This window comes from Allosphingosinicella sp. (assembly GCF_035626655.1).
In the GTDB taxonomy this organism is placed as follows: domain Bacteria; phylum Pseudomonadota; class Alphaproteobacteria; order Sphingomonadales; family Sphingomonadaceae; genus Allosphingosinicella.
The window spans coordinates 202,831-213,666 of the sequence record NZ_DASPNF010000013.1 but is presented as its reverse complement, the minus strand read 5'-3'; the positions used below and the strand labels follow the sequence as shown (position 1 = coordinate 213,666).

Sequence of the window (10,836 nt, the reverse complement as noted above, 5' to 3'; positions counted from 1 at the left end):
CATGATCCAGATGCAGACGAACCTGGACGTTGCCGACAATTCCGGCGCGCGCCGCGTGCAGTGCATCAAGGTGCTGGGCGGTTCCAAGCGCCGCACCGCCAGCGTGGGCGACGTGATCGTCGTCTCCATCAAGGAGGCGATTCCGCGCGGCAAGGTGAAGAAGGGCGACGTGCACCAGGCGGTGATCGTCCGGACCGCGAAGGAGATCCGTCGGACCGACGGCAGCTCGATCCGCTTCGACCGCAACGCGGCCGTGCTGATCAACAAGCAGGGCGAGCCGATCGGCACCCGCATCTTCGGCCCGGTGACCCGCGAGCTCCGTGCGAAGAAGTTCATGAAGATCATCTCGCTGGCACCTGAAGTGCTGTGAGCGGGAAGGACCGGTAGAAATGGCGACGAAGCTGAAGATCAAGAAGGGCGACAAGGTGGTTGTGATCACCGGTCGCGACAAGGGCAAGACCGGCGAGGTCATGAAGGTGCTCCGCGAGGAGAACCGCCTGATCGTGCAGGGTGTCCACATGGTGAAGCGCCACCAGCGCCAGACCATGCAGGCGCAGGGCGGGATCATCGAGAAGGAAGCCTCGATCCACGTCTCCAACGTCGCCCACATCGACCCGAAGACCAGCAAGCCGACCCGCGTCGGCTACCGGATGGACGGCGAGCGGAAGATCCGCGTCGCGCGTCGTTCCGGCGAAGCGATTGATTGAGGAGGCCTCCAATGGCTGCCCGTCTGCAAGACCACTACAAGAAGGTCGTCCGCGAGGCCCTGACCAAGGAGTTCGGTTACACGAACCCGATGCAGGTGCCGAAGCTGGACAAGATCGTGATCAACATGGGCGTCGGCGAAGCGACCGCCGATTCCAAGAAGATCAACCTCGCGGTTGCCGAGCTGACGGCGATCGCCGGCCAGAAGCCGGTGATCACCAAGGCGAAGAAGTCGATCGCGCAGTTCAAGCTGCGCGAGGGGATGCCGATCGGCGTGAAGGTCACGCTGCGCCGCGAGCGCATGTACGAGTTCGTGGACCGGCTGGTCACGATCGCGCTGCCGCGCGTCCGCGACTTCCGCGGCCTCAACCCCAAGAGCTTCGACGGCCGTGGCAATTACGCCATGGGCCTCAAGGAGCAGCTGGTGTTCCCCGAGATCAACTATGACCAGATCGAGAAGGTCCGGGGCATGGACATCATCGTCACCACCACCGCGAAGACGGATGACGAGGCGCGCGAGCTGCTGCGCCTCTTCAACTTCCCGTTCCCGCAGGACCAGGATCAGAAGCAGGCCGCGTAGGCGCCCTGCCTGTAGAGGAAAGAGAACTTAAGTCATGGCGAAACTGAGTTCCGTGAACAAGAATGAGCGTCGCAAGAAGCTCGCGAAAAAGTACGCGGCGAAATATGCGAAGCTGAAGGCGATCGCGAACGACGAGTCCAAAGACGAGACCGAGCGCCTGATCGCGCGGCTGAAGATGGCCGAGGTGCCGCGCAACGGCAATCCGACGCGCGTCCGCAATCGCTGCGAGCTGACCGGCCGTTCGCGCGCCGTCTATCGCAAATTCCGTCTTTCGCGCGTGATGCTGCGGGAATTGGGCAACAAGGGCCTGATCCCGGGTCTCACCAAGTCGAGCTGGTAAGGTAGAGCTATGCCATTGACCGATCCTTTGGGTGATATGCTCACCCGCATCCGCAACGGCCAGCAGGCGAGGAAGGACAGCGTCCTCTCGCCGGCGTCGAAGCTGCGCGCCCGCGTGCTCGATGTGCTGCAGCGCGAGGGCTATATCCGCGGCTACCGCGAGGAGGCGCTCGGCGCCCATCCCGGCCTGCGGATCGAGCTGAAATATTTCGAGGGCCAGCCGGCCATCCAGCACGTTGCCCGCGTCTCCAAGCCGGGCCGCCGCGTCTATTCGGGCGCGCAGGACCTGCCGCGCGTGCGCAACGGCCTGGGCATCACCATCGTCTCGACGCCCAAGGGCGTTCTGTCCGACGCGGAAGCGCGGTCGCAGAACGTGGGCGGCGAAGTGCTCGCGGAGGTGTTCTAGAATGTCTCGTATCGGTAAACGGCCGGTGCCGCTGCCTGCTGGCGTGACGGCGACCACCGAAGGCCAGATCCTGTCGGTCAAGGGGCCCAAGGGCACCCTGACGCTGCAGATGCGCGACGAGATCAGCTACGACATCTCGGAGGACGGGATCAGCGTTCAGCCCGCCAACGGCACCAAGCAGGCGCGCGCCTTCTGGGGCATGCAGCGGACCCTGGTGCAGAACCTGGTCACCGGCGTCACCGAGGGCTTCACCAAGGTGCTGGAGATCACCGGCGTCGGCTATCGCGCCAACGCGCAGGGCAAGACGCTGAAGCTGCAGCTCGGCTACAGCCACGACGTCAACGTCGCGGTGCCGGACGGCCTCGAGGTCAAGACCCCCGATCAGACCACGGTCGAGATCAGCGGCATCGACCGGCAGAAGGTCGGCCAGCTGGCCGCCGAGATCCGCCGCTGGCGCAAGCCCGAGCCCTACAAGGGCAAGGGCATCAAGTATCGCGGCGAGTATATCTTCCGCAAAGAAGGCAAGAAGAAGTAAGCCATGGCGAGATTCAACCCCTTCGCGAAGCGCGCCCAGCGCGTCCGCACCGCGATCCGCCGCAATGCCGGCGGCCGTCCGCGGCTCAGCGTCCACCGCTCGGGCCGGCACATCTACGCCCAGGTCATCCTGGACGGAGAGGGCCGTACCGTCGCCTCCGCCTCCACCCTGGAGAAGGATGCGCGCGACAAGACCGGCGCGACCGTCGCTTCCGCCCAGGAAGTCGGCAAGAAGATCGCCGAGCGCGCCAGGGCCGCCGGCGTCACCAAGGTCGTGTTCGACCGCGGCGGCTTTCTTTTTCATGGCCGCGTGAAGGCGCTGGCCGATGCCGCCCGCGAGGGCGGACTGGAGTTCTGATGATGGCTGACGAAACCAACCAGACCGAAGGCACCGAGGTCGCCGTCGAGGCGGCTGGCGCGCCGGCCGAGGAGCAGCGCGGTCCGCGCCGCGAGCGCGGCGCCCGTGGCGGGCGCGGCGGCGACCGCGGCGGCCGCGGCCGTGGCCGTGACGACCGCAACCGCGGCAATCGCGGCGGCGATGACGAGGGCGGCGAGGAGCTGATCGAGAAGCTCGTCCACATCAACCGCGTCTCCAAGACGGTGAAGGGCGGCAAGCGCTTCGGCTTCGCAGCGCTTGTGGTCGTGGGCGACGGCAAGGGCCGCGCCGGCTTCGGCCATGGCAAGGCCCGCGAGGTGCCCGAGGCGATCAGCAAGGCGACCGCGGCGGCCAAGAAGGCGATGCTGCGCGTGCCGCTTCGCGACGGCCGCACCCTGCACCATGACGGGCTCGGCCATTTCGGCGCGGGCCGCGTCTATGTCCGCTCGGCCCCGGCCGGCACCGGCATCATCGCCGGCGGCCCGATGCGCGCCGTGTTCGAGAGCCTTGGCGTCGCCGACGTGGTGACCAAGTCGATCGGCACCTCCAACCCCTACAACATGATCCGGGCGACCTTCGAGGCGCTGAAGGATCAGACCAGCCCGAAGTCGGTCGCCCAGCGCCGCGGGCGCAAGATCGCCGACCTGATGGCGCGCCGCGAGGGCGTCAGCAGCACGGCGGAAGCGTCGGCCGAGGCCGAGGCGGTCGCGGAGTAAGCATGATGGCGAAGATCAAGATCACCCAGACCGGCTCCCCGATCCGTCGCACCGACGACCAGCGCGCGACGCTGAAGGGCCTCGGGCTCAACAAGATGCACAAGACGGTCGAGCTCGAGGACAGCCCCGAGGTCCGCGGCATGATCCGCGCCGTCCGGCATATGGTGTCGGTCGAGGGGTAAGCCCTTCTCCGACTGCGCGACAAAAGCGAAAGCGAGTGCAAGACAATGAAACTGAACGAAATCCGCGATAACAAAGGTGCCCGCAAGAGCCGCGTCCGCGTCGGTCGGGGCATCGGTTCGGGCCTCGGCAAGACCGGCGGCCGCGGCCAGAAGGGCCAGAAGAGCCGCTCCGGCGTCTCCGTCTACGGCTTCGAGGGCGGCCAGATGCCGCTGCACATGCGCATCCCGAAGCGCGGCTTCAACAACATCTTCGCCAGGGATTATGCCGAGGTGAACCTGGGCGCGATCCAGAAGCTGGTCGACGCCAGGGCGCTCGATACGAAGGGCGTGATCGACCATGCGGCGCTGAAGGCGGCGGGCGTCGGGCGCGGCGGCAAGGACGGCGTGCGCATCCTCGGCAAGGGCGAATTCTCCGCGAAGCTGAGCTTCAGGGTCGCCGGCGTCTCCAGGGGCGCGCGCGAGGCGATCGAGAAGGCCGGCGGCTCCGTCGAGCTGATCGAGGTCGTCCCGGCCGCCGAGAAGGCCGCTGCCAAGAAGAACAGCAAGAAGCCGCGCAAGGACGCCTGAGCCTCTTGCCGCCGGTTCGAGGCTGACAAGCCGGAACCGATCACTATATGAGGCGGCGGGGAGGCGTTCAGCGTTCCCGCCGCCTTTTCAATTTTCCGAAGGTCGAACCCTCCCATGGCATCTTCCGCCGAACAAATGGCCTCCAACATCAGCCTTGGCAGCTTCGCCAAGGCGACCGATCTCAAGAAGAGGCTGTGGTTCACGCTGGGCGCCCTGATCATCTTCAGGCTGCTCTCGTTCGTGCCGCTGCCGGGCATCGACCCGACCGCGCTCAGCGCGCTCTTCCAGCGGACGCAGGGCGGCGTGCTCGACTTCTTCAACATGTTCTCGGGCGGCAGCCTGGAGCGGATGAGCCTGATCGCGATGGGCGTGATGCCCTACATCACCGCCTCCATCGTCATGCAGCTGGCGACGACCATGTCGCCGAGCCTCGCCGCCCTCAAGAAAGAGGGCGAGAGCGGCCGCAAGAAGATCAACCAGTATACCCGCTACGGCACCGTCGTGCTCTGCATCATCCAGGGCTATTTCATGGCCGTGGGCCTCGAGAATGCTGGCGCCAGCACCGGCCAGTCGGCGGTGCTCGACCCGGGCATGATGTTCCGCATCACCACCGTGATCAATCTCGTCGGCGGCACCATGTTCCTGATGTGGCTGGGCGAGCAGATCACCAGCCGCGGCATCGGCAACGGCATCTCGCTGATCATCATGGCCGGCATCGTCGCACAGCTGCCGACCTCGCTCGCGCAGATCTTCGAGGGCGGCCGCTCGGGCAGCCTCGACGCGCTGAAGATCATGCTGATCATCGCGATGTGCGCCGTGCTGATCCTCTTCATCTGCTTCATGGAGCGGGCGCAGCGCCGGGTGCCGATCCAATATCCGAAGCGCCAGACCGCGCGCGGCCAGATCCAGCAGGAGCGTTCGCACCTGCCGCTCAAGGTCAACACCTCGGGCGTGATCCCGCCGATCTTCGCCTCGTCGCTGCTGCTGATGCCGCTGACCATCGTCCAGTTCTCCGGCCAGCAGGCCGTTGGCGAGAGCGCCTGGGGCGACTTCGTGATCGCGGTGACCACCTATCTCCAGCACGGCTCGCCGCTCTACCTGGCGCTGTACGGGGCGGGGATCGTCTTCTTCTGCTTCTTCTACACCTCGGTCGTGTTCAACCCCGAGGAGACGGCGGAGAATCTCAAGAAATATGGCGGCTTCATTCCAGGCATCCGCCCCGGCAAGCGGACCGAGGAATATCTCGACCATGTGCTGACCCGGGTGACCGTGGTGGGCGCCGCCTACCTCACCGTGATCTGCCTGGTGCCGGAATTTGCGATCGCGCAGATGGGCATCCCCTTCTACCTGGGCGGCACCTCCCTGCTCATCGTCGTCAACGTGACGATGGACACGGTGACCCAGATCCAGAGCCATCTGATCGCCCACCAATATGGCGACCTGATCAAGAAGGCGAAGCTGAAGGGCGGCCTCGGCCGGCGCTAGGGGCTAGGCGATGAACATCATCCTGCTCGGCCCGCCGGGTGCCGGCAAAGGCACCCAGGCGACGCGCCTCGTCAAGGAGCGCAACATGGTGCAGCTTTCCACCGGCGACATGCTGCGCGCCGAGAAGAATGCCGGCACGCCGCTCGGCGACCGGATCAAGGCGGTGATGGATGCCGGCGAGCTCGTCTCCGACGAGATCGTCACGCAGCTGATCGACGACAGGCTGGCCGGCCTGGCGCCGGAGCAGGGCGTGATCTTCGACGGCTATCCGCGTACCCTCGCCCAGGCGCAGTCGCTCGACGCCCTGCTCGACGCGCGCGACCGCACGCTCGATTATGTCGTCGAGCTGGAGGTGGACGAAGAGGCGCTGGTGAAACGGATTACCGGCCGGTTCGAGTGCGTCGCCTGCGGGGCCCTCTACAACGACAATTACAAGCAGCCGATCAAGGCCGACACCTGCGACGTCTGCGGCAGCCACGAGTTCAAGCGCCGCGCCGACGACAATGAGGAGGCGGTGCGCACCCGCATGGCCGAATATCGCGCCAAGACCGCGCCGATCCTGCCGCATTACGAGGCGAAGGGGATCGTCCGGCGCGTGGACGGCATGGCCAGCGTCGAGACGGTCAGCAAGGGGATCGACGCCGTCCTCGACGGCTGATTGACTCCTTCATCGTTGCAATGTACTTTGCTTTCCAAAGTAAGGAGAGCGAGGATGATCCGATTTGCCCGATACGCGCTTGCCGCCGGCCTGCTCGCCGTGGCGGCGCCTGCCGCCGCCCAATATCCCGATCCGGCGCCGCGCATCGCCGCGCAGCGGGAGGCGATGGGCCGGCTCGCCTTCATGGACGGGGTCTGGCGCGGGCCGGCCTGGAGCCTGGCCGCGGGCGGGCGGCGCGAGATGATCCAGACCGAGCGGATGGGGCCGATGCTGGGCGGCGCGATCCGGGTCATGGAGGGACGCGGCTATACGCCGGACGGCAATGTCGCCTTCAACGCCTTCGGCATCGTCTCCTACGATCCGGACCGCCGCGCCTACAGCCTGACCAGCTATGCGCTCGGCCATCACGCCACGGTGCCGCTGACCCTCACCGACACCGGCTTCGTCTGGGAGACCCCGGCCGGGCCCGGCGCGATCATCCGCTACACGGCGACGATCCGCGACGGCACCTGGCACGAGGTCGGCGAGCGGATCGCCCCGGGCCAGCCGCCGCTCCGGGTGGTGGAGCTGAACCTGCGCCGCGTCGGCGACAGCGACTGGCCGAGCGCGGGCGCCGTGCCGATGCGCTGAGCCCGCGCCACGGCCCCGTCGTCGCGCGCGGCGTCGGCTTCGTCGCAGGCGGGTGCCATCCTGCGAGAATTTGATATGGTTCGCCCCTTCGCGACTCCGCCTGTGGGGCCGCGCCGAGACAGCGGAGGCGACGCATGAGCAGGGACGATGCCAATCAGCATGTCGATCTGAACGGCTTCATGGAGGGCGTGAAGCGGCGCAATCCGAACCAGCCCGAATTCGTCCAGGCGGTGCAGGAGGTCGCCGAGGACATTTTTGGCTTCATGGAGGACAAGGAGGATTATCATCGCTGGCAGATCCTCCGCCGCATCGCCGAACCCGACCGCGTCGTCTCCTTCCGCGTCTGCTGGGAGGACGACAATCACAATATCCGCGTGCAGCGCGGCTATCGCGTCCAGAACAACAATGCGATCGGCCCCTATAAAGGCGGCATCCGCTTCCACCCGACGGTCAACGAGTCGATCCTCAAGTTCCTCGCCTTCGAGCAGACCTTCAAGAACGCGCTGACCGGCCTGCCCATGGGCGGCGGCAAGGGCGGCGCGAACTTCAACCCCAAGGGCAAGAGCGACGGCGAGATCATGCGCTTCTGCCAGAGCTTCATGACCGAGCTCTACCGCCATATCGGCGCGGACGTGGACGTGCCGGCCGGGGACATCGGCGTCGGCGGCCGCGAAATCGGCTATATGTTCGGCCAGTACAAGCGCATCACCAACCAGTTCACCGGCGTGCTGACCGGCAAGGGCCTGGAATATGGCGGCTCGCTGATCCGGCCCGAGGCGACCGGCTATGGCGCGGTCTATTTCCTCGAGAACATGCTGAAGACCAAGGGGATGGACCTGGTCGGCAAGAAAGCGGTGATCTCCGGCTCCGGCAATGTCGCGACCCATGCCGCGGAGAAGATCGTCCAGCTGGGCGGCATCGTCCTCACCCTGTCCGACAGCCAGGGCTTCGTTCACGATCCGGACGGCATCACCCAGGAGAAGATCGACTGGGTCAAGGCGCACAAGACGCGCCGGCGCGGCCGGATCAGCGAATATGCCGACGAATTCAAGAACGCGACCTTCCACGCGGGCAAGACGCCCTGGGGCGTGCCGTGTGACGTGGCGCTGCCCTGCGCGACGCAGAATGAATTGCTCGGCGAGGATGCGCGGACCCTCGTCGCCAATGGCTGCATCGGCGTCTCGGAAGGCGCCAACATGCCCACCGACCTGGACGGCGTGCACGTCTTCAAGGCCGCGAAGATGCTCTATGCGCCGGGCAAGGCGAGCAATGCCGGCGGCGTCGCCGTCTCGGGGCTGGAGATGAGCCAGAACAGCGAGCGGCGGTCGTGGCGCGAAGAAGAGCTGCAGCAGATGCTCCGCGACATCATGGACGGCATCCACGCGCGCTGCGTCGCCTATGGCGATCAGGGCGGCGGCTATACCGATTATGTGAAGGGCGCGAACATCGCCGGCTTCAAAAAGGTCGCCGACGCGATGCTGGCCTTCGGCGTGGTGTGAGCGAGGGGACAGTTACTCGTAACCGTCCCGTTCCCGGGCTTCCAGGCAGCTCTGTGTGCTCCGGCGAAGGCCGGAGCGTTGGCCGGACAGGTCTCGGCGGGTCTCGCAACGCTCCGGCCTTGGCCGGAGCACGGGGGTGCCTGTCCCCGTTCAGGCGTCTTCCGGTTCGTTGACCGGGAGCGCCCAGAGGATCTGCTCGCGCAGCAGCCGTTCCTGCTCGTTCAGCCCCTGCCTCCGCGCCTCCGCGCGTTTGTTCAGCAGGCCGAGCAGGATCTGCTGGCGGCTTTTCGGCACGCCGCGGTCGCGGCGCCCCTTCGCGACTGCGCGCGACAAAGTGAATGATAGATCGGTCATCTGGCCCTCAACGCGGACCGCCTTAGGCCCTCCGCGTTAAGGGGGCGCTGCGGAGCATGGTTAAGGTTGTGGCCGGGCTCGAAAATTCGCTCAGCCGCGCCGTCCGCGATGCGGCTTGGGAGCTTTGCGGAACGGCTTGGCCTTGTGCCGCACCGGCGGCGGGCCGGAACGGCGATTCTCCCGCGCCGCGTCGCGCGGCCGGCCTTCGACCGGGGCGATACTGACGCTGCCCTCGCCATCGCCGTCGCCGCCCGCGGTCCGTTTCAGGGCGGCTGCGAACTTTCCGGCCACGGCGCGCGGGATCTCGAACATGGTCTCGTTTGCGGCGATCCGGATCGCGCCGATCTCGTTCTTGGTGATATGGCCGCGGCGGCAGAGCAAAGGCAGCAGCCAGCGCGGATCGGCATTGTGCCGGCGGCCGATGTCCATGCGGAACCAGATCGTATCCTCGAAGCCGGGCCGCGGCCCCGCCGGGCGGCGCTCGCTCTGGACGTCGGCATCGGCCAGCTCCTCGGCAGCGGGCAGGCGCGCGCGGTGCGTGCGGACGAGGGCGGCGGCGATTTCGTCTGGCGAACGCTCCGCCAGCAGGCGCTGCCCTAAAGCGCGATCCTCCTCGTCGATTTCGACGGGGGCGAGCAGCGCCCCGAGCAGCCGCTCGCGGTCGGCGGCGGCGATCTGTTCGGGCGTCGGCGGCTTGATCCACTCCGCCTCGATCCGGGCACCGCGCAGGACCGCTTCCACCCGCTTGCGGCGCGGATAGGGGACGACCAGCACGGCAATGCCCTTCTTGCCCGCCCGGCCGGTGCGGCCGGAGCGGTGCTGCAGCGTCTCGGCGTCGCGCGGCAGCTCGACATGGACGACCAGCGAGAGGTTCGGCAGGTCGATGCCGCGGGCGGCGACGTCCGTCGCCACCAGCACGCGGGCGCGGCCGTCGCGCAGCGCCTGCAGCGCATGGTTGCGTTCGTTCTGGCTGTGCTCGCCGGACAGAGCGACGGCGTTGAAGCCGCGCTCGACCAGGCTCGAATGGAGCCGCCGCACATTGTCGCGCGTCGCGCAGAAGAGCAGAGCGGACTGCGCCTCGTGCAGGCGGAGCAGGTTGACCACCGCATGCTCGATCTCCGCCGGCGCCACGGTCATCGCCTGATAGGCAATGTCGCCATGGCCGCGCTCCTCGCCGATCGTGGAGATGCGCAGCGCGTCCTTTTGATAGCGTTTGGCGAGCGCGACGATGGGCCTGGGCATGGTCGCGGAGAAGAGCAGGGTGCGGCGCCCGGACGGCGTCGCGTCGAGGATTTCCTCGAGATCCTCGCGAAAGCCCATGTCGAGCATCTCGTCCGCCTCGTCGAGCACGACCACACGCAATTGGCTGAGATCGAGCGCACCGCGCTCCAGATGATCGCGCAGCCGGCCCGGCGTACCGACCACGATATGGGCGCCGCCGGCGAGGTTGCGCCGCTCCTTCGACGGATCCATGCCGCCGACGCAGGTCGCGATCCGCGCGCCGGCCTTGCCGTAGAGCCAGATCAGCTCGCGGCTGACCTGGAGCGCCAGCTCGCGGGTCGGCGCGATCACGAGGGCGACCGGCGCGAGCGCGTAGGGCAGGGCGCCCTCGCCCTCGAGCAGTTGCGGGGCGATGGCGAGGCCGAAGGCGACGGTCTTGCCGGAGCCGGTCTGCGCCGAGACGATCAGGTCGCGGCCTTCGGCATCGGCTTCGAGGACGGCAGCCTGGACGGGCGTGGGCGACGCATAGCCGCGCGCGGCAAGCGCTTCGCCGAGAAGCGGCGGGAGATTTTCGAATGTCATTG

Annotated in this window: 16 protein-coding genes; 14 read left to right on the top strand and 2 right to left on the bottom strand. The window is 67.1% G+C overall.

What is annotated here, in order from left to right; genetic code table 11:
* The first annotated feature begins 1 nt into the window (after position 1).
* The 14 genes from rplN (at position 2) to gdhA (ending at position 8,677) form a co-directional block, all read left to right on the top strand.
* Positions 2–370, top strand: a complete 369-nt coding sequence (gene rplN / locus VEC11_RS13130; RefSeq protein WP_028096610.1) for a 50S ribosomal protein L14 — start codon at positions 2–4, stop codon at positions 368–370.
* A 19-nt stretch (positions 371–389) separates the two neighbouring features.
* Positions 390–707 (top strand): 50S ribosomal protein L24, encoded by a 318-nt coding sequence (rplX, locus tag VEC11_RS13125; protein ID WP_464132034.1) that lies wholly within the window; start codon positions 390–392, stop codon positions 705–707.
* 11 nt (positions 708–718) lie between these two features.
* Positions 719–1,285 carry a 50S ribosomal protein L5 gene (rplE, locus tag VEC11_RS13120; RefSeq protein ID WP_464132032.1) on the top strand — a complete coding sequence of 189 codons (567 nt, stop codon included), beginning with the start codon at positions 719–721 and terminating at the stop codon, positions 1,283–1,285.
* Between the two features lie 34 nt (positions 1,286–1,319).
* The gene (rpsN, locus tag VEC11_RS13115; protein ID WP_464132030.1) at positions 1,320–1,625 is read left to right on the top strand and encodes a 30S ribosomal protein S14; all 306 of its coding nucleotides are present in this window, start codon (positions 1,320–1,322) and stop codon (positions 1,623–1,625) included.
* 9 nt (positions 1,626–1,634) lie between these two features.
* Positions 1,635–2,030 carry a 30S ribosomal protein S8 gene (gene rpsH, locus VEC11_RS13110; RefSeq protein ID WP_464132028.1) on the top strand — a complete coding sequence of 132 codons (396 nt, stop codon included), beginning with the start codon at positions 1,635–1,637 and terminating at the stop codon, positions 2,028–2,030.
* 1 nt (position 2,031) lies between these two features.
* Complete coding sequence (gene rplF, locus VEC11_RS13105) at positions 2,032–2,565, top strand: 50S ribosomal protein L6 (protein WP_464132025.1); 534 nt, start codon at positions 2,032–2,034, stop codon at positions 2,563–2,565.
* 3 nt (positions 2,566–2,568) lie between these two features.
* Positions 2,569–2,922, top strand: a complete 354-nt coding sequence (rplR, locus tag VEC11_RS13100; protein ID WP_464132021.1) for a 50S ribosomal protein L18 — start codon at positions 2,569–2,571, stop codon at positions 2,920–2,922.
* Between the two features lie 2 nt (positions 2,923–2,924).
* Positions 2,925–3,656, top strand: coding sequence for a 30S ribosomal protein S5 (gene rpsE / locus VEC11_RS13095; RefSeq protein ID WP_464132049.1), 732 nt, complete (start codon positions 2,925–2,927; stop codon positions 3,654–3,656).
* 5 nt (positions 3,657–3,661) lie between these two features.
* Positions 3,662–3,838: a 50S ribosomal protein L30 gene (gene rpmD / locus VEC11_RS13090; protein ID WP_395612350.1), complete on the top strand. Its 177-nt coding sequence runs from the start codon at positions 3,662–3,664 to the stop codon at positions 3,836–3,838.
* A 45-nt stretch (positions 3,839–3,883) separates the two neighbouring features.
* Complete coding sequence (gene rplO / locus VEC11_RS13085; protein ID WP_464132017.1) at positions 3,884–4,405, top strand: 50S ribosomal protein L15; 522 nt, start codon at positions 3,884–3,886, stop codon at positions 4,403–4,405.
* 114 nt (positions 4,406–4,519) lie between these two features.
* The gene (secY, locus tag VEC11_RS13080) at positions 4,520–5,890 is read left to right on the top strand and encodes a preprotein translocase subunit SecY (RefSeq protein WP_464132013.1); all 1,371 of its coding nucleotides are present in this window, start codon (positions 4,520–4,522) and stop codon (positions 5,888–5,890) included.
* Between the two features lie 10 nt (positions 5,891–5,900).
* The gene (locus VEC11_RS13075; RefSeq protein ID WP_464132011.1) at positions 5,901–6,548 is read left to right on the top strand and encodes an adenylate kinase; all 648 of its coding nucleotides are present in this window, start codon (positions 5,901–5,903) and stop codon (positions 6,546–6,548) included.
* A gap of 54 nt (positions 6,549–6,602) precedes the next feature.
* Complete coding sequence (locus VEC11_RS13070) at positions 6,603–7,178, top strand: DUF1579 domain-containing protein (protein ID WP_464132009.1); 576 nt, start codon at positions 6,603–6,605, stop codon at positions 7,176–7,178.
* 134 nt (positions 7,179–7,312) lie between these two features.
* Positions 7,313–8,677 carry an NADP-specific glutamate dehydrogenase gene (gdhA, locus tag VEC11_RS13065; RefSeq protein WP_464132007.1) on the top strand — a complete coding sequence of 455 codons (1,365 nt, stop codon included), beginning with the start codon at positions 7,313–7,315 and terminating at the stop codon, positions 8,675–8,677.
* A gap of 150 nt (positions 8,678–8,827) precedes the next feature.
* Here gdhA and VEC11_RS13060 read toward each other — a convergent pair whose 3' ends face one another.
* Together VEC11_RS13060 and VEC11_RS13055 are read right to left on the bottom strand one after the other, a co-directional pair.
* Entirely contained in the window at positions 8,828–9,031 is a 204-nt protein-coding gene (locus tag VEC11_RS13060) for a hypothetical protein (protein ID WP_464132004.1), read from the bottom strand.
* Positions 9,032–9,121: 90 nt separating this feature from the next.
* Positions 9,122–10,834 carry a DEAD/DEAH box helicase gene (locus VEC11_RS13055; protein ID WP_464132001.1) on the bottom strand — a complete coding sequence of 571 codons (1,713 nt, stop codon included), beginning with the start codon at positions 10,832–10,834 and terminating at the stop codon, positions 9,122–9,124.
* Positions 10,835–10,836 lie beyond the last annotated feature (2 nt).

Bases quoted from the DNA above. Each gene is read 5' to 3' on its own strand.
- rpmD (WP_395612350.1), top strand. From the start codon at position 3,662: ATGGCGAAGATCAAGATCACCCAGACCGGCTCCCCGATCCGTCGCACC.
- rplX (WP_464132034.1), top strand. From the start codon at position 390: ATGGCGACGAAGCTGAAGATCAAGAAGGGCGACAAGGTGGTTGTGATC.
- rplF (WP_464132025.1), top strand. From the start codon at position 2,032: ATGTCTCGTATCGGTAAACGGCCGGTGCCGCTGCCTGCTGGCGTGACG.
- rpsN (WP_464132030.1), top strand. From the start codon at position 1,320: ATGGCGAAACTGAGTTCCGTGAACAAGAATGAGCGTCGCAAGAAGCTC.
- rplO (WP_464132017.1), top strand. From the start codon at position 3,884: ATGAAACTGAACGAAATCCGCGATAACAAAGGTGCCCGCAAGAGCCGC.
- VEC11_RS13070 (WP_464132009.1), top strand. From the start codon at position 6,603: ATGATCCGATTTGCCCGATACGCGCTTGCCGCCGGCCTGCTCGCCGTG.
- secY (WP_464132013.1), top strand. From the start codon at position 4,520: ATGGCATCTTCCGCCGAACAAATGGCCTCCAACATCAGCCTTGGCAGC.
- VEC11_RS13075 (WP_464132011.1), top strand. From the start codon at position 5,901: ATGAACATCATCCTGCTCGGCCCGCCGGGTGCCGGCAAAGGCACCCAG.
- rplE (WP_464132032.1), top strand. From the start codon at position 719: ATGGCTGCCCGTCTGCAAGACCACTACAAGAAGGTCGTCCGCGAGGCC.
- rpsH (WP_464132028.1), top strand. From the start codon at position 1,635: ATGCCATTGACCGATCCTTTGGGTGATATGCTCACCCGCATCCGCAAC.
- gdhA (WP_464132007.1), top strand. From the start codon at position 7,313: ATGAGCAGGGACGATGCCAATCAGCATGTCGATCTGAACGGCTTCATG.
- rplN (WP_028096610.1), top strand. From the start codon at position 2: ATGATCCAGATGCAGACGAACCTGGACGTTGCCGACAATTCCGGCGCG.
- rpsE (WP_464132049.1), top strand. From the start codon at position 2,925: ATGGCTGACGAAACCAACCAGACCGAAGGCACCGAGGTCGCCGTCGAG.
- rplR (WP_464132021.1), top strand. From the start codon at position 2,569: ATGGCGAGATTCAACCCCTTCGCGAAGCGCGCCCAGCGCGTCCGCACC.
- VEC11_RS13060 (WP_464132004.1), bottom strand. From the start codon at position 9,031: ATGACCGATCTATCATTCACTTTGTCGCGCGCAGTCGCGAAGGGGCGC.
- VEC11_RS13055 (WP_464132001.1), bottom strand. From the start codon at position 10,834: ATGACATTCGAAAATCTCCCGCCGCTTCTCGGCGAAGCGCTTGCCGCG.